Origin of the sequence: Leptospira limi, from assembly GCF_026151395.1 — a bacterium.
Taxonomy (GTDB): Bacteria; Spirochaetota; Leptospiria; order Leptospirales; family Leptospiraceae; genus Leptospira_A; species Leptospira_A limi.
Map to the genome: position 1 here is coordinate 1,551,771 of NZ_JAMQPV010000001.1, position 18,369 is coordinate 1,570,139.

At 37.1% G+C, this 18,369-nt stretch carries 16 protein-coding genes; 8 read left to right on the forward strand and 8 right to left on the reverse strand.

Translation table 11 applies throughout. From position 1 onward, the window contains the following. The 7 genes from ND812_RS07190 to ND812_RS07220 form a co-directional block, all read right to left on the reverse strand. The gene (locus ND812_RS07190) at positions 1-1,257 is read right to left on the reverse strand and encodes a sensor histidine kinase (RefSeq protein ID WP_265374892.1); all 1,257 of its coding nucleotides are present in this window, start codon (positions 1,255-1,257) and stop codon (positions 1-3) included. Further along, the gene (locus ND812_RS07195) at positions 1,254-2,297 is read right to left on the reverse strand and encodes a protein-glutamate methylesterase/protein-glutamine glutaminase (RefSeq protein WP_265374893.1); all 1,044 of its coding nucleotides are present in this window, start codon (positions 2,295-2,297) and stop codon (positions 1,254-1,256) included. Before ND812_RS07195 ends, ND812_RS07190 begins: the two co-directional genes overlap by 4 nt. Continuing rightward, the gene (locus tag ND812_RS07200; RefSeq protein WP_265374894.1) at positions 2,294-4,225 is read right to left on the reverse strand and encodes a chemotaxis protein CheA; all 1,932 of its coding nucleotides are present in this window, start codon (positions 4,223-4,225) and stop codon (positions 2,294-2,296) included. The genes ND812_RS07195 and ND812_RS07200 overlap by 4 nt, the downstream gene beginning before the upstream one ends. A 3-nt stretch (positions 4,226-4,228) precedes the next feature. Continuing rightward, a complete protein-coding gene (locus ND812_RS07205) occupies positions 4,229-4,732 on the reverse strand; it encodes a chemotaxis protein CheW (RefSeq protein ID WP_265374895.1) in 504 nt (167 codons plus the stop codon). Positions 4,733-4,741: 9 nt separating this feature from the next. Further along, complete coding sequence (locus ND812_RS07210; protein ID WP_265374896.1) at positions 4,742-6,487, reverse strand: HAMP domain-containing methyl-accepting chemotaxis protein; 1,746 nt, start codon at positions 6,485-6,487, stop codon at positions 4,742-4,744. 97 nt (positions 6,488-6,584) lie between these two features. Continuing rightward, entirely contained in the window at positions 6,585-7,856 is a 1,272-nt protein-coding gene (locus ND812_RS07215) for a hypothetical protein (protein WP_407658533.1), read from the reverse strand. Between the two features lie 25 nt (positions 7,857-7,881). Beyond that, the gene (locus ND812_RS07220) at positions 7,882-8,904 is read right to left on the reverse strand and encodes a hypothetical protein (RefSeq protein ID WP_265374898.1); all 1,023 of its coding nucleotides are present in this window, start codon (positions 8,902-8,904) and stop codon (positions 7,882-7,884) included. Between the two features lie 100 nt (positions 8,905-9,004). Here ND812_RS07220 and ND812_RS07225 point away from each other — a divergent pair, with 100 nt between their 5' ends. The 8 genes from ND812_RS07225 to ND812_RS07260 all read left to right on the forward strand — a co-directional run bounded on the left by ND812_RS07225 (position 9,005) and on the right by ND812_RS07260 (position 16,615). After that, complete coding sequence (locus ND812_RS07225; RefSeq protein WP_407658474.1) at positions 9,005-9,268, forward strand: hypothetical protein; 264 nt, start codon at positions 9,005-9,007, stop codon at positions 9,266-9,268. After that, positions 9,265-10,632 (forward strand): PP2C family protein-serine/threonine phosphatase, encoded by a 1,368-nt coding sequence (locus ND812_RS07230; protein ID WP_265374900.1) that lies wholly within the window; start codon positions 9,265-9,267, stop codon positions 10,630-10,632. The genes ND812_RS07225 and ND812_RS07230 overlap by 4 nt, the downstream gene beginning before the upstream one ends. 11 nt (positions 10,633-10,643) lie before the next feature. Beyond that, a complete protein-coding gene (locus ND812_RS07235; RefSeq protein ID WP_265374901.1) occupies positions 10,644-11,408 on the forward strand; it encodes an enoyl-CoA hydratase-related protein in 765 nt (254 codons plus the stop codon). Between the two features lie 12 nt (positions 11,409-11,420). Continuing rightward, complete coding sequence (locus tag ND812_RS07240; RefSeq protein WP_265358521.1) at positions 11,421-11,885, forward strand: DUF192 domain-containing protein; 465 nt, start codon at positions 11,421-11,423, stop codon at positions 11,883-11,885. 52 nt (positions 11,886-11,937) lie between these two features. Further along, positions 11,938-14,451: a glycogen/starch/alpha-glucan phosphorylase gene (locus tag ND812_RS07245; RefSeq protein WP_265374902.1), complete on the forward strand. Its 2,514-nt coding sequence runs from the start codon at positions 11,938-11,940 to the stop codon at positions 14,449-14,451. A gap of 49 nt (positions 14,452-14,500) precedes the next feature. Then, positions 14,501-14,974, forward strand: a complete 474-nt coding sequence (locus ND812_RS07250) for a response regulator (protein ID WP_108959648.1) — start codon at positions 14,501-14,503, stop codon at positions 14,972-14,974. 109 nt (positions 14,975-15,083) lie between these two features. Further along, positions 15,084-16,031 carry a HEAT repeat domain-containing protein gene (locus ND812_RS07255; protein ID WP_265374903.1) on the forward strand — a complete coding sequence of 316 codons (948 nt, stop codon included), beginning with the start codon at positions 15,084-15,086 and terminating at the stop codon, positions 16,029-16,031. Positions 16,032-16,117: 86 nt separating this feature from the next. Further along, positions 16,118-16,615, forward strand: coding sequence for an LIC_11959 family protein (locus tag ND812_RS07260; RefSeq protein WP_407658534.1), 498 nt, complete (start codon positions 16,118-16,120; stop codon positions 16,613-16,615). Here ND812_RS07260 and ND812_RS07265 read toward each other — a convergent pair. Further along, a complete protein-coding gene (locus tag ND812_RS07265; protein WP_265374905.1) occupies positions 16,612-18,153 on the reverse strand; it encodes a hypothetical protein in 1,542 nt (513 codons plus the stop codon). The genes ND812_RS07260 and ND812_RS07265 overlap by 4 nt on opposite strands. Positions 18,154-18,369: the final 216 nt, after the last annotated feature.

Sequence of the window (18,369 nt, forward strand, 5' to 3'; positions counted from 1 at the left end):
TTAATTCTCCTTTTTGATTAGTGGAAATCGAATTGTTAAACAAACATCTACTTTATTATCATACTTCAGATTATCTTCTATGTTATATATTTGTACATTTGCTTGGTGTTGGTCCAAAATCTTTTTAACCAATGTTAAACCTAATCCAAATCGGAATTGTTCAAATTTTGCGTAACTATCATCGACTACCGAAGAGATTCTGAAAAAAGGTTCAAATATGATGGATTCAAATTTTTCTGGAATGCCTACGGTGCCATCTTCATTTTGATAAGCCGGATTTATGACTTTCACTTCCAAAAAATTTTCCTTTTGAAAAAAGATTACATAAATCTCATCACCATCTTTTGAGTATTTGATTGCATTCAGTAAAACTTCGCGAAGTGCATAAGATATTTTAACCGGATCAAAACGGATTTCATGATGGTTCACCGAATTGGGAATTTGACTTACATTGATTTTCTGAGATTTGATTTTTAGTGCTTCTTCTAATGTCTGGATTTCTGAGTGTATGATCGGCAAGAGTTTTGATGGTGATTCCATCGACTGGATCAATTCATTATCATCAATTACAGTCTGTGATATAGACATACTATCAAACATACTTTTTGCGGCATCATAGTTTTCAGATAATAAATCTACTATTGGTTTTTGAATGGTATAGTGATTATTGTCTTGGTCCCACTTACTTTTTGAAAGTAAGATGCTCACAACACTCATTAAAGTACCGATCCCACTCCCTTGGAATAAGTTAATATTCATTTGGTGGATGATATCTGCAGATATATTTTGGTTTTCTTTGTGAGTAAGTGATTTTTTCCAATCGAAGATTTCAATCACTCTTCTATACAAATGATTTTCCGCTTCGTGGATAAATTGTGTTTTTAGTTTTGTGTTTAGGTATTGGAAGGATCGATCTATGGTAAACTTAACATGATCGGTTTCAAGGGGTGTTTGTAAAAAATCATAAGCGCTATGCCTTTTGAGTAAAGAAGCCGTTTGTGCCCAGTTATCAGAATTAGTGATCAGAAGGATCAATGTATTCGGAAAAGAGCTTGTGATACTTTCTAAAATTTCTTGGGAACTTACTCTATCTAAAGATTCAATTGGAACGATTAAAAAATGGAATTTTTCCTTTTTTAAAGAATTCAAAACATCGTCTAACTTTGCCAATCGTTCATAAGTATAATGGATTTCATCCAAAATCGTCAAAAGATGGCTGGAAATAGAAGATTCTAATATTAAACTGTGAGGAATCATCTGGCACCTATTTCCTTTACTTTTTCTAGTATTTTATCTAGGGGGAGTTGGTACATCACTGCCCCTAGTTCAAAGGCAACTTTTGGCATACCATAAACAACACAGGTCTCTTTGTTTTGTCCAAGTGTGATACATCCATTATTTTTTAACTTGAGTAAACCTTTGGCTCCATCACTTCCCATACCTGTGAGTAAGATACCAATTGAGTCTTTTGCTAAACCGTTCTGTACAGCTGATTCGAAAAGTACATCTACAGATGGTCTATGGCCATTTACCTTATCAGTTTGCAGGATTTTTGTATATAGATCACCATTCCATTTTTGAACTTCTAAATGATAATTTCCTGGGGCAATGTATATGGTTCCTTTTTCTAACATTTGTTTGTCTTTTGCTTCCACAACTTTTGTTTTTAATTCTGAATTGAGTCGACTTGCAAATAGTGCAGTAAAGTTTTCTGGCATATGTTGGGCGATGAGAATGGGAGGAAAGGTTTGGTCCACATCATCAAGTAATTTTCGTAAGGCAGTTGTTCCTCCTGTACTCGATCCGATCAATACCAACTTTGTTCTGAAGTTTGTTGTTTTTTTGGGTAAAGTTGGCGAAACTGAAATGACTCTTTTGGATTGTTCAAAAAGAGAGGCATTGTAATTTAATGCTGCATTCAGTTTTTCTAATAAATCTTCTTTGGCTTCTAATAAACTTTCTTGTGTTCCTGTCGGTTTTGTCACGTAATCAAATGCACCGGCATCAAGTGCTTCTAGAGTGATGGAAGTACCTTCTGTCGTTGATGAGCTAAACATGATGACTGGCATAGGATGTTGTGGGAGTAATTTTCTTAGGAATTCGATTCCATCCATCTCAGGCATATGTACATCTAGTGTCATTACATCTGGTTGTTTGTCGATGATGAGATCTCTGGCTTCAAATGGATTAGAAGCTTCTCCTACCACTTCCCAGTTTTCGTCTGATTCTATCCAACGTTTGATCATACTTCTGACTGTACGTTGGTCATCTACAATAATTGCTTTGTGTTTTTTCATGTGGATTGGATCGCCATATGTTGGTTGATTAATTTTCTGACATCTAAAATCAAACCAGCATGTCCATTCCCAAGGATGGTGCAACCTGCTAAGCCATTGATGTTTTTAAATAAAGGCGATATTGGTTTGATGACGATGGATTGGTTCCCTAATATTTCATCAAAAACGATTCCCATTTGATTTTCATGTGATTCGGCTACGATCATATACTTTTCTTGGATCGAATGATGATTGTTTAATTCTGATTCTTTTCCAAATAATAAGTCGATATCAACTATAGAGATTTGATTTTCTCGATATAAAATACTATGGTTGTTACGATACAATTCGTGGATTGGTTCCTCTTTAATGTATAAAGATTCTTTTACATCGATGGAAGGCAGTATAAAGTATGTTTCTGACTTCCTAACAACAAGTCCTTCAATGATCGCAAGAGTTAATGGCACTCTGATTAAAAACACTGTCCCTTGTCCAAAATTGGAACTTACATCTACAAATCCTTTGAGTGTGCTTACATTTTTACGCACAACGTCGAGACCTACACCTCTACCCGATAAATCTGTTACTTCTTTTGCAGTCGAAAAACCAGGGTGGAATAAAAAATCCCAAACTTCCTCGTCTTTTAAATTCTCTGCCTCTAGGTGATTAATTAGGCCCAAGGAAATTGCTTTTCGAATAATTTTATCCCTCTGCAGGCCTTTTCCGTCATCCTTCACCTCAATCCAAACTTCTTTTCCTGATTGAACAGCAGTTAAATGAATTGTTCCTTTTGTTTGTTTACCTGCTTCTTTTCTCTCCTCTGGAGTTTCTAATCCATGGTCGATTGCATTCCGAATGATATGAACAAGTGGATCATACATTTCTTCGATGATTGATTTATCGATTTCTGTATCTTCTCCTGAAATGATGAGTTCTACCTGTTTACCGGTTTTTTTCGCGGTATCACGTACCAAACGTTCCATTCGTGAAAATACACCAGAAATAGGTACCATACGTAAACTAAGTGTGATCTCTTGTAAACTTCTGATTAATTTTTTTAATTGAAGGGCAGACTTGTGAAAGTTATCTAATTTTAATTTTTTTAAATCAGGGTGTTCTGTGACCATCGGCTCATTAATTACAATTTCACCTACAATGTCTAGGAGTGAGTCAAGTTTATCAGTATCAATTCGTATGTCTTTTTTTTGGTTGGATTTTTTTTCCTCAGGTTTCGATTTTGAATTGTTAGTTGGTGAATTAGTAGGCTTTGATTCTACATTGACTTGATTTGCCGTAAACAATCCAAATTCTGGATTTGTATCTGATTGTTTTGGTTCAAAAAATCCAAATTCTTCATTTTTGGAATCGTTTGTATCATTTTGAAACAAACCAAATTCTTCTGGGACATTTTGTTTTACATCATTCGTAAAGATCCCAAATTCTTCATTCGGTGATTGTTTGGCTTCATCTTTTTGAAAAAGTCCGAATTCTTCTTTGGTTGGCTCAGTTTCAAGATTTGGACTTAAATCCATCTCTGAATTTTTTAATTCTAATAATTTGTCATTCGACCTTTGTAAAAACTGATTTTGTTCCTCTGAATACAAACCTCCACCAGTAGGTGAATCCTCTTCATGGATCACAAGTTCATTTAATAGGTCTAAGGCGGTAATTAAAATTTCTAATGTTTCCTCATCTTGTGATGAGGGTTTATTACGTAAATAATCAAGTAAGTTTTCTGCTGCATGAGCGATTTTAACGATACCGGACAATCCAAAAAAACCAGAACTACCTTTGATTGTATGGAAATGCCGAAATAGTGTATCTAAAATTTCTCGGTCAACCAAACTACCATCTAAAGTAGTTTTTTCAAAGTTTAATAATCCAGATTCGATATTCTCTAAACTTTCTTTGGCTTCGACTAGGTATTCTAAAACATCTTCTCTTTCCATCTTTCAATTTCCAGGAATGTCTTGGATCAAATTACTTTCTTCTTGGGTGAGTAGTCTTTGCAGGTTGATTAGAATTTTAACGGTATCACCAACACGACCTGTTCCGTAAATAAAACGAGATGATTTCGATTCTCCGATTTTTGGAGCTAAATCAACATTCTCAGCAGGTATTTTGACTACATCATTTACCTTGTCTACGATCAGTCCCAAAGGATGACCATCCAACTCAACGAGTAAAACACAAGTTCGTTCGTGGTAAGGTTGGAATTCCATATCAAATCGCAATCTAACATCCATTACAGGAATTATTTTCCCTCTAACATTAATCACACCTTTCAAAAAAGGAGCAGTGCCGGGAATCGTTGTGATGGCTGGGAGAGCCAATATTTCCGTTAAATACCGAACTTCGAATGCATAAAAACGGTTCTCTATACTAAAACAAAGATACAAATCTCGCATTGTATCTTCATCTTCTATTATCTCCCATGATTTGGATGTGGTGTTCATGGTAGTATCCTACAAAATAATTCTTGGCCTTTCGATTCGAGTTAAAGCAGTCGATTTGGATCCGTCCTCTTTTAATTTAAAACCCATAATTACGTTTCGCATAATCTCCACTTGCCTTTTGAGCGTTTCACTAGAAGCTGCAACTTCTTCTGCTGAGGCAGCAGTGGTAGATGTAACGGATGTTACTTGGTCAATCCCTTGTGTGATTTGTAAAACTGCTGATTTTTGTTCGTTGATGGATAGTGCTAAGTCTTTAGTCAGATTGCTAACATTGTCTGCACTTTCGGAAATTTTTCCAAGAACCTCGGCTGTTTTTTCCGTTATTTCATTTCCAAGTTTTACTTTTTTTAGCGAAGCTTCGATGAGGAGAGTGGTTTCGTCTGCAGCATTGGCACTTTTTTGAGCAAGGTTTCTCACTTCTTCAGCAACAACCGCAAATCCTTTTCCATGTTGGCCAGCACGTGCAGCTTCCACTGCTGCATTTAAAGCAAGTATATTTGTTTGGAATGCAATGTCATTGATCACTTTGTTGATTTTAGAAATTTGTTCAAATGAATTACTGATTTCGCCCATGGCCGAAACAAGGTCTTTCATGCGAGAGTTTCCTTCTGTGGCTTGTTTGGCTGTTGATTCCGAAAATTCTGTCATTTGTTCTGCATTATCTGCATTGGATAAAAAACTATTACTGATTTCTGTTAGGGTTGCAGAGATTTCTTCCACGGCACTTGCTTGTTCACTTGCGGCTTCTGAAAGCGATGTACTTGCATCCGCTAATTGTTGTGCCCCTAAATCAACTTCTTGTGATGTGAAATAAAGTTTCTCTACAACTTCGGATAAATTGATTAACATCCTTTTTAAACTAAGGCCCAATTGGTCTCGTTCTGATTTTAGGGTTACATCGGAACTTAAATCAGAATTAGCAATTCGTTCTAAATGTTCTGCCCTTTCTTTAATGAAGTCGACTAACTCCATGAAGGCTTGTGTAAGTTGTTGGATTTCATTTCCTTCTAAGTGTTTTGATTGACTTCTGTCTTTGTTTGATTCTAGATTTACATTTAAATCACCAAGGGAAATTGATTGGGCAATGGAAACTATTTTTTTCATTGGCCTTGCAATTGCATCGGAAAAGAGAAAAGCAATTAAAAAGACTAGTATAAAGGAACTAACAACTACTCCCGTAACAATCACCAATGATTTTTGGAATTGTGCTTCTGACTTTTGGTATTCTTCTTTTGCAACTTTAAGTTGGACTCGTATCAAATCATCCAAATGGTGAGTGAGTGGTTCAAAAATTGGATACATATCAACAGAAACAAATTTTTCTATTTCTGCTTCATTCCTAGTTTCCAAAAGGATACGCAATCGTTTGACCCCGGCCTTCAGTGGTGGAAATTCTTTTTCCATTTCATCGATGATTGCTTTTTCTTCAGGGACAAGATATGTTCCTAAATACACTTTCCATACTTCATCCGCTTTAGCCTCTGATTCGCGGATCGATTCGAGAGCCTCCTCCACTGGCATTTTTTTGGAACGAACTTTGTTCGCAGCATCTACTATCCCAACGAGATACGCATCTGAAACTTCTTTGATTTGGCTAATGGGGACAACTCTGTCTTCAAAAACAGTGTGCAAAGATGCTAAAATTTGATTGGCTGAATAAAAACTAGCGGAAGCAACCACGATCATTAAAAGAATCGTGATCATAAATGCCAGTAGGAGTTTTGCGCGTATTTTTAAATTCTGAATCCATTTCATAATTGTTCCCCAAGAGGTGGGGCAAACTATGAATCGAAATTTTAGGTAGTCAAGCCTTTCCTAATATTCTTGATTAAAATTATAATACCCGAATCAATTAGAATGATTTTGAATACCCGAAGCTAACATAAAATAAATGGATAGGTATCTTTTGTAACGTATACGATTCTCGTAAGAAAGTTTTGATGATTGTATCGTTTAGAAAATTCCCTGTAGAAACTTGGTCAATTAGATTGAGGATTGAGGTGTTGTACGCACCATTAATCCGTGATGGGTTCACGATTTTTCCATCTTCCGAACTCCGATTCCAGTTTGCTTTGTCTGGATCCCCATTTGGGTATCCAAAGTAATTATTGGTATCAAAGAGGTAAGAATTGGGTCGTAAGATATGTGCTCCTTTCAGAAAAAAATCTCCAAAAAAGAAGGAGACAGATGAAGTTATGTCTTGTATCCCATTTCGGTTGTCGATGGCATTATTACTCATGGCATAACCGAGGTTCCAATGGGGTTGGATGCGGAAAAAATCCCCTTCAAAAAACGTATATTGTGCAGATAGAGAAAGGTAATTTTTCCCTGCAAATAAACCATCATTCTCAGTCGAATACTGGGTGTAATAGGAAATCGTTGGTTTTACAATTCGCACCCAAGGCAGTTTCCATTGGAAAAAATATTCATGCCATGAGAGTCTTGTCTGTGCATCGGGATTGTTTGCATTGAATGTATTACTTGGACCACCAGAAACCACCCCGTTTTGTTTTTGTGTGGTTGGGGGAAGGAGTGAATTGGGAGATTTTTGGAACGTATTATAAAACCATATTCCCACACTGAAGTCACCAAAAACGCTTGGGTCAAAATGATACATCATGGAAAAAAACATGCCATCCATACGTTTGTTACCATTGGGTTCTTTTTTGGGGCCATACCCTTGGTTTGGTAGAAACGTTTGGCAATTTGAGTTGGAAGGAGTTCCTGAAATCAGCTGGTTGTGTACTGATTGTACGCATGGGTCTTGGTTATAAGGATCAAAATACTTTGATTCTTCACCCAAATAGGAAGGGCCTACACCACCAGGGCTTGATTGGAAAAGTCGTTTGTCTGAATCTTTATCACTCCGGTTTGTCAATTGGAAACTTCCAAATAACATCCATTCCATTTTTTTGTCTGGTGATAAAACTGTAATCGTCGGTTGTAATGCAGGTGCATACGTAAAACTTTGGTATGACGCTCCATTCCTACGATTTTGTCCTTCCCCTGCAAATGAATTCCCCCTCCAAATAAAATCCGACACAATTTCTGTATGAGTATCAATTGTGATGGATTTAGAATCATCTGATTTTGTTTCAGATCTGACTTGGACTGGTAAAATCAAAAAGAAGAAGGTGATGAAAATAATATCATAAAGTTTTCGCAAAAAGATCTTGGAATAACTCACGAAATTTTCTACCTCCTTCTTTCAAGATAGGGTTGAGTAGGATTACTTCCTCTTCTCCCTTCGATTGGAAAATTACTTTATATTCTTTTTTTAACATTAGCACATGAACATATTGTGCGAAGGCTTCTGCAAATGTATCATCTGCATTGGTAGCAGCATACAAAGAAACAAACTGTGTGTTTGTCAATTTTTTGTATAAGAATTTTCCATCAGGGAAAATGGGAGTTGTTGGATTTTTTTGATAAAATTTGATCTTGGATCGTTCTGGGAAAAAACTACCTTCATAGGGAGAGTATGTTTCAGATAACCATACTCCTTCAAAAATAGGATACGTTCGAAAGTCACGTCTTGGGTCAGTATAATCCGGTGCATAACCTTTGACAATGGCAACAATATGACCTAATTCGTGTAATATGATGAATGAGAGAGCTGAATTGAATGAATTAGTTGGATCCAATTGGATTTTAATGGAGTAATTGGGATCTTTTTTGAAAGCAGTATTTTCTCGATTGGTTGCCCAGTCGTTTCCTCCCACATTCAATAAGTCTGCATCTAAGTAAATGATCCCTGAAACAGGTTTCCCATTTTTATCTCGCAAAATCCCTGTTAGCCCAGTCGAACCAAGATTTGATACAAAATAAATGCCAACTAATAATTCATTTGCCAATTTGATTAAGGGACTAGGAAAGGAAGAATGGATTTCCGCAATACGCTTTTTCCATAAACTCAAATCTTTAGTTCCAATTGGCACGTATTCGATTCCATCAATTTGATTGATTTCAACAAGTGTACTCAATCGTTTTGCATCCAGTGGATAAATACGATCCTTCCATTCTGGTTTTAGATTAGGGATTGTATCGAATTGTAGTCCAGGGCTTGTTTTGGCCCAAGTGGCATATGTGTTCTCAGGTAACTGGAAATCTTTCGGGGAACATCCCAAAAAAAGAAATGTTACGATGGTTAAGAGAGAAGGAATTGATTTCATTTGCCGATGGTATTTCTATATGAAAGGATTTGTTAGTCTATGCTTTTTTTTGCCAGGAATCCTTTTCGCAGAAATAAATCCATGGAACCTTAGACCCAATGTGCGTATCTTAACAAGAAAAGAAGTTTCGCATATTGTTTTGGAAAAACGCCCCGATCACTTCCGAGTGACTTTACTTGTTTCGGAACGATTCCCTTACAATTTTAAAGCAATGTCCCATCCCTTTTTTTTTCGGATGGAAGATGAGAAAAAAGCGATGGAACTTGCGAATCAAATGGACAAGTTTCTGGACACAGGAAAAAGTTTCACCATCACCTTGAATGGATCCGAAATCCAAACTTTGGTATGGGGAGAACCCGATTGACTCGTTCGTTTTATATTTATTTTCAAGAAATTTTTCATCAACCAACCAAACAAGAATGGGACATTTTAAAACTAGCGGAACCTCGATTTGATAAAGAATATACATATTCCGTTTTTTTAACTCATTTCATTGTTTATAGTTTACTCTTCGTTCCTCCTTTTGCAGAAATTCGAATGGAAATTCTTCCTTATTTGCTTGGAGTTACCATCCTTCGATTTGTTTTGTTATTACAATTTTATACAAAATCCATATCCATCGAAAAGGTAATCTATTTTAGCGGGTTTCTTTCCGATGGCCTTATCTATTTGGTATTTTTAAAAGGTATCCAAAGTTTTCCCACACTCAGTCATTTTTATCTATTAAATTCTTACCTCATGTCCTTCATCATTCCCATTTTATTATATAGTACACGTCTGAATCCTTGGGGATGTATCTTAAGTGCCATTTATTTTACAGGATTCCATCTTTCCTATACATTCCAACTTCCGATTGAGATTGCTGAAAAGTCTTCTTTTTTTAGTCAATATTTCTTACTCTTTGTTTATTGGGGCAGTGCTCTTCTTGGAGTCGTTTTTGTTTATAATAAACGTAAAGACACGACTGATATGTACAGTTTGTCCGAAGAAAAACGATTTATGTTACAAGAGTTAGAACTTGCAAAACGTGTACAAGATGCACTATTCCCAGGAAATATCAAAATCCCGAACTTAACTTTTACGTTTTATCGAAAAAGCCCAAATGTGATCGGTGGTGACTTTTTTGATTTTGTGCAACTCCGAGAAGGAAACGTAGGTGTGTTTCTTACTGATGTAGCAGGGCATGGAATTTCTTCCGCTATGGTTGCTTCCATCATGAAGGTACTCGTGTCTACGATCCCTTATCGTTTTAAAACAGCACCAGCACGTTTGATGGATTACTTGGATGACCGTCTTGCAAATGATCTGAATAAATACCATGCATCTGCAATATATTTGTATTTTGATTTTATCGAAAAAAAACTCACCATCGGAAATGCAGGCCATCCTTATTTGATTATGGCAAAAAAAGGAGAGGATTTTCAGGAATTGGAAACACAAGGTGCAATCCTTGGATTTAATATCAAAATCCCACCTATCTCTGAAAAAATACTTCCGATCACAAAAGGGGACAGATTTTTTATCTATACAGATGGACTCATTGAATCTATGGACCATAAAGGCAATTGTTTGGGAACCGAAGGTTTACTAGCTCTCCTCAATCGCCACAGGAATAGCGAAAACGTCAAGGAACTAGAGAACAATCTATTACATGAACTCAAAACCAATTTCGGTTTAGATACTTTTTCAGATGACACCATGTTCCTCATATTGGAAGTAGAAGAATAAGGAGAAATCATTTGTCTTTTTTAGAGATCCAAATCAAATCCAATTTTGCAATTGTCACCATCAAACGACCAGAAGCCCTCAATGCCCTAAATGATGTAGTTATCACTGAAATCGGCGCCATGGTCGATACATTAGAAGCTAACTCTCAGGTAAGAGGTTTTATTCTTACTGGTGAAGGGAAGGCATTTGTTGCTGGTGCTGACATTGCCAAAATGAAAGAATTTAATGTCAAAGAAGGACAAGCGTTTTCGGAACTTGGACAATCTGTATTCCGTAAAATGGAATTGTCAGGACTCATTTCGATCGCTGCTATCAATGGATTTTGTCTAGGTGGTGGAATGGAGTTAGCAATGGCATGTGACATTCGTTATGCGTCTACTGCTGCAAAATTAGGTCTTCCTGAGGTAACTTTAGGATTATTGCCTGGATTTGGAGGTTCCCAAAGATTACCTAGACTCATTGGTGTAGGTCGAGCTACAGAACTCATTTTATCTGGCGATATGATTTCATCAGAAGAAGGATACAGATTAGGCTTAGTCAACAAAGTTTGTGACCCAGCCGAACTATTAAACGAATCAGAAAAAACTCTTTCCACAATTTTATCTCGAGGACCTAACGCAATCAAGGCGGCCAAAACTGCGATTCGCCAAGGTTTAGAAACAAATATGGATCGTGGACTTGAGTGGGAAAAACAATTGTTTGGTGGTCGATTCGCAGACAAAGAAACAAAAGAAGGTCTTTCTGCCTTCCTCGAAAAAAGAAAACCAAATTTTTAAGGAAATCCAATTATGATGACACGGTTCATTTTCCTTCTATTTTTACTTTTAGGATTGGTTTGTAAACAAGCGGAGTCATTCCCTTCACAAACCAATACTCCAGAAGTTCTGTTTGGAAGTGTTGCTGACCGTGTATTAAAATTGGAAATTGCAAATACACCATCCACGCGTGCTACGGGATTGATGTACCGCACAAAACTGGGAGAAGATGAGGGGATGCTTTTTGTATTCCCCAAACCTGATTATCTAAACTTTTGGATGAAAAATACCCTGATCCCGTTGTCCATTGGTTATTTTTCAGAAGATATGCGACTTTTAGAATCATTCGATATGAAACCAAACCAAACTGATGAGGTATACAACGGAACAAAACCTGCGATGTATGCACTTGAGGTGAACCAAGGTTGGTTTGCGAAGCATAAAATTGGGAAAGATGCGGTGCTCACCCTAGAAAGGAAAGTTTCCGCAAAAGATTAATTTTTCTCTTTTTACTTGAATCTTCACTTCGAGACGTTTACCATTTCGAAACATGGTAGTCAACAACCCTCGTCTCATCAATTTATTATCCGAAGAACAAAAAGCCGACTTGGCTTCGATGGAAAAACAATTTGCTCACCACTTGGAATATACCATTGGAAAAAATCGTTTTACTTTAAAGAATGAAGACATCTATAAGGCGTTAGGTCATACCATTCGAGATTTCCTGATTGATCGACTTAATTTTACACAAGAACGTTACCGCGAACAAAATCCAAAAAAAGTTTTTTATTTTTCATTAGAGTTTTTAATGGGACGGACTCTCATGAATGCTCTCATCAATCTTGGGTTATACGAAACGATTCAAGAAATGTTACGAGGGATCGGTTTTGAACTAACAGATGTATTAGAATTTGAAACGGATGCAGGACTTGGGAATGGGGGACTAGGTCGACTTGCAGCTTGTTTTTTAGATTCAATGGCAACCTTAAACGTACCTGGATTTGGTTATGGAATTCGATATGATTATGGGATTTTTAACCAAATCATTGCCAATGGTAGCCAATTAGAAATGCCAGACCACTGGGATGCAGATGGTGTTCCTTATGAAGTGGTTCGTTCTGATATTTCCTTTTCAGTTGGATTTTTTGGTCACACAGAAACACGGGTTTCAGGCAAGGGAAAAATCCAACACGATTGGGTACCAGATGAAACAGTCCTTGCTTCCGCTCATGATTATCCGATTCCGGGATTTAACACGAGTACGGTGAACTATCTTCGGCTTTGGGCAGCAAAATCGTCAGAGGAATTTAACTTAGATTATTTTAACCACGGCGATTATATGAAAGCCGTACAAGACAAATCAATCTCTGAAAATATCTCGAAAGTAATATATCCAAATGACACCACCGAACAAGGGAAGGTGTTACGCCTCAAACAACAATACTTTATGGTGTGTGCTTCCTTACAGGACATCCTCATCCAATTTCGTGAATTTAAATACAATTTGAAGGAACTTCCAGATTACATAGCCATCCAATTAAATGATACACACCCAAGCATTGGAATTGCAGAACTCATGCGCATTTTTTTAGACAATGAGGAAATGGATTGGGAACCTGCATGGGAGATTGTGACTAAAGTATTTTCTTATACAAATCACACAGTGTTACCAGAAGCCCTTGAGTCTTGGCGTGTTGAGTTGTTTGAAAAATTATTGCCGAGACATTTGGAAATCATTTATGAAATCAACCATCGATTTTTAACTGATGTTCGTAACAAAGGTGTTTTATCAGAATCTGAAATCCAACAAGTGAGTATCATTGAAGAAGGTAGTGAAAAACGAGTGCGAATGGCAAACTTAGCGGTCATCGGATCTTACCGAGTGAACGGAGTTGCCGCCTTACATTCCGATCTCATCCAAAAAACTATTTTCCAACCCTTCACAAAGGTATTTCCTGAAAAGTTTAATAACAAAACAAATGGAATCACACCAAGACGATGGTTGTTACAGTCGAACCCAAGTCTTGCGAATTTAATTTCTAAAAAAATAGGGAATGAATTCACAACCAACTTATATAAGTTAAAGGATTTAGAGGCATTTGTAGATGATGCCGATTTCCAAAACGATTGGAAACAAGTTAAGTTTACTGCCAAAAATGAACTCGCAAGGATCATTAAAAGTGAAACGGGAATCACAATCGATCCACATTCACTCATTGATGTACAAATCAAACGTTTCCATGAATACAAACGCCAGCTGTTAAATGTTTTACGAGTGATTGCACTCTACCGTAGGATCAAAGAAAATCCCAATTCAGAGATCACACCAAGAACTGTCATCTTCGGGGGCAAAGCCGCTCCTGGGTATTATATGGCAAAACTGATCATTAAACTCATCAATAATGTAGCTTGGGTAGTGAACCGCGATAAGGATGTGGCAGAACGTTTGAAGGTAGTCTTTATTCCAAATTACCGCGTGAGCCTTGCAGAAAAAATTATTCCTGGAAGTAATTTGTCAGAACAAATTTCAACTGCAGGAACAGAAGCATCAGGAACAAGTAACATGAAATTCATGTTAAATGGTGCATTGACCATCGGGACTTTAGATGGTGCCAATGTTGAAATTTTGGAAGAAGTGGGACAGGAAAACATTTATATCTTCGGTCTCCATACAGAAGAAGTGTTTCGAATGAAAGAAGCAGGTTACAAACCATCCGACTTTATTCACCAAAATGAAGACTTACACCGAATTTTACTGATGATCCGTGAGAATTTTTTCTCTTTGGGGGAACCGGGTGTTTTTGGTCCTATTTACGATAGTTTGTTTTACACAGACAATTATCTACTGATGGCTGATTTTCGTTCCTACGATGAAACACAAAACCGAGTGGCGCATGACTTTTTAGATGGTACCACTTGGACCAAAAAGTCCATTCTCAATGTGGCTAGGTCTGGCAAATTTTCTTCCGATCGGACGATCCGGGAGTATGCCAAGGACATTTGGAAAGTCCCACTTCTTGACACAATTCCACCCCAAACTATCTATAAATTGCCACAAAACTGAATCGACAGTATAGAACGGAAGGATTATCGTTCCAAGGGAAGGGTTTCAAATGAGTAAAGGTTATATTATATGTGTCGATGATGAAGTATCAGTGTTGGAAACGCTTGCGGAACAACTACTGGCTCGGTTTGGAGAATCCCATATCATCGAGACAGCAAGTAGTGCAGAAGAAGCTCTTTCCCTCATTGATGAAATCATTGGTAGTAACGATATTGTAGAACTCATCGTTTCTGATCAGGTGATGCCAGGAATGAAAGGGGATCGATTTTTGGAACAGGTGCACCAACGCCTCCCTGACGCGATCAAAATCCTTCTCACAGGGCAAGCGGGACTGGATTCCGCAATTTATGCCATCAATAATGGGGGACTCAGTCGGTATGTCGAAAAACCTTGGAACATTGAAGAGTTATCCAAAGACATCAAAGACTTACTGGATAAGTTCCGTCAAAATTTGGAAAACCAACACCTTATCCAAGCCCTCAACCGAAGGATCTTGGAATTGGAAACAAACCAACCGAAATAAATTCCTCAGTTTTTTATTCATTGGAGTTCTCTCTCTTTCTCCTTTATTTGGAAAAGAGAAAGAACTTTCTTCTGAACAAATTTCCAAAAAAAAAGAAGTTCTTTCTAAAATGATTCGTTATGGCACAAGCCAAGAACGAAAACAAGCATTAGGTGAACTTGTACGTTTTCCTAAAGAAAATGCAGCTGAACTCTATGTTTTGGTTGGAGAACAACTTAAAACAGAAAAAGATATGGGGATGAAGATTGTCTTACTCAAAACAGTAGGCGATTTGAATCTAAAAGAAAACCATGAAACCATTATTTCACTTTTTGAAGACCCAAATGAAGATGTGAACAAACAAGCGGTAACTTCTGCCAAGAAAATGAAACTCGCAGAAGCAACAAACCCACTCTTAGAAAAAGTAAAAAAAGAAGATTTCACTAAAAATTCAAATTCCCTTAGTTTGTACATCAGTTCTCTCGCCGAATTACCTGAGGGAAAAATTGCGGCACCATATTTGGAAACTAAATTTAGAGAGAAGTTTAATAATGCCGATATCCGCGGACAAATTGCATTGTATTTTGGAACCGTTTTGTATCAAGATGCGGAGTCTGCACTTCTCGAAGTAGCTTTTGACGATATCCAACCCACAACTCTCCGTTGTTATTCGATGAATACTTTGGGAAAACTGAAATCAGAAGCAGCAAAACCAAAGTTATATGAACTACTGGATTCTCTTAAAAAAACATCTGGAAAGTTGGATGCTAAAAAAGCACAATCACTCAAAATTTATGCCATTGGTGCTTTGGTAACTATGGGTGATAAAGAAGTTTTCCAAGAACTGAATGAATTTGCTCGTGATGATGATAGTATGGTAAGACTACGTGCGATTGAATTTATGGGGAATTTACGTGATCCCAAAGCCTTAGAGTTATTGGAATACAAACGAGACCGTGACCCAAGTCCCAAGGTACAAAAAGCAGCAAAAAAAGCCATTGATATGATCAATGGAAAAGACAATCCCTCTGATGACGACAAAACCACTGAGGATAAACCAGAAGAAGAACCAAAATGAAATTCTTTTGGTACAAAAATTTTTTCTATCAGGATCTTTTGGTATGGAATCAAATACGAAATCAAAATATTTCCATTCAAACTAAGATGTTTTTATCTCAGATATATATCTTTGGATTCATAGGTTTTTTATTTCTAACCACTAGTCTTTTTTCAGAAGCAGATTCCAAATACACAGGACCTATCTCTCGTTCCGAAAAACGAATCTTAGATGGTAAGATGGAATTCCAAAAGACGGGAGTTTTCCCTTTAGAATGGAAGTTGTATTTCAAAGGGAAACAAGGGGATTTTGTTGTATTTTATGATTTAAATGGAGATGAAATTCACTTTCGGTATCGTAGGAATAAGTTTGATTTGGATGCTGAATTTTTTGTCAAAGACTTGTTTATTGGTAATCCATATTTAGTCAAAGGGGAATGGATCGGATACTATTATTATGCAGTAGATGAAAGAGGAAAAAGGTCATCATTACCCACTCCTAAAAAACTTCCTGGCGAAAAAAATGAATTCATCGACAAACAATCGATCCCCATTTTCCAATTACAAACCTACCAAGAAATCAGAACCGACGATTTGTTGTATTAGAGATCAAATAAATGTAAAAATTGAAAATTGATGAATAAAATAGGTGCGGGAGATGTTTTTTTCTCAGAATAACTGACGTTTAGTGAAACAAACTGACTTACATATTTAATTTTGATGATTTCTTCTCTATCTGTTAAATTGACATTAAAATCGGATGCATACGTCCAGTTTTCAAACCAAGATCTTGTTTTTAAATTCCCTTCTCTAAAAATGGCACTCAGTTCTAATAAATGTCCAATTTGAAGTGGGATTGCTATTTTTCCTTCCCATTGGTTTCCTAATTCCCTTCGTTCCATCCCAATAGAATAAACCGTACGATCTTTTCTCCATTCATAGAATATGGCTCTCCCCGTTTCTTGGTATTGGTAGTTGCCAACTTCATTATATTGCCTATAACGAAAGAGAACATTCCCAAACTGCGTAGCGATGATTGGTAAAAAACCAGAACCACCACTTTCATAACGATGGCCTTCCTGCGAGGATAAAACCTCTCCCCCTAAAATATTTTGATAACTACCTCTCATATAACCTAAAGTTTGTGGGATTTCTGGGCGAATGTCTCCACTGGATACGTTTCCATACAAAAGTGGAGAGTCACGGTAAACGGTAACATCAACTAAAATGTTTGAGTCCACAAATTCTGATTTGGAATAGTAAAAACCAACAGTCTCCTTACGATTCAAAATTGATTCGGATTGGATTCTATGTTTCCCAAACTGTTGTAATTGTAAGCTGTCATTGACAAAAAAACTGGATTTATTTTCTCCGGGGGACCAAACACCCGAATAAGATTTGTTTGGTGATGAGAAGTAAATTCCAGGGTAGGATGAAAACCCAGGTGCAAAATAAACTCCATAGTCAGTTGGTTTCCCAAATAAGGAATTTTGGGTTCCGAAAAAATGAGAACTTTGAATGGGTTGGGGGAGTGGTGAATTGGGTCTATCCATTTGGGAATAAAAATTAGGATCTTTGGCAAAGTAAAAGTGGGGGATTGGTTTATACCGATTACCAGATGTTATGTGAAAAGAATTGTATTTGAAATGAATGCCGTATAAAAAATCGTCATCACGTTTTTCAAAGGAAAATCGTTGGCCTTTTTGGAATCCCCCAAAGGCAAAAGCGGAATGGTTTTTTTCTTCTCTTGGAAGGTATTGGACATCCAAGTTTTGGTACCCAAGTCCTAAAAACAAATGATCTTCTAAAAATGGATCCTTGGTAGGAATTTCTGTTTGGGGTTTGTTTTCGGTAATGCCATGATTTCCGATTTTCTTTTTGTCATGGGGGATGTTTGGTTTTGGTTCCCAGTTTGGAGGGGGGTAACTCAAATTCTCCAATTTCCATAATTTGGAGACAAGTGCCGCATCCTTACCCTTCAGGGAACGTTTCCATTGGAAAAACTCTGTCCTTGGGGATTTTACCTTCTGTTGCCAGAGGGCCACAAGTTTTGGAGAGAATCCAACACGTAGTAAACTGGCCACAGGGACGTCTTTCGGTGATTTTTCTCCAGCAAACAATGACTGTACGAAGATAAACCACAAAAATAGCGCAATTTTCTGCCAATCCACCAGGATTGGGGTTCGATTTTGTTCTTTTTTTCCCTCATTCCGTTTGCTTTTTTTTGAAAAAGGGACATATTCTATGGAACGGCGAAAAAAAATCCATCTAGGGGCGGGTTTTGTCCCAGAGGAATGCTAAATTGTTCATACAAACCGATAAAAACGTGAAAAAAATATTGACTTAACTTCTCATATGTT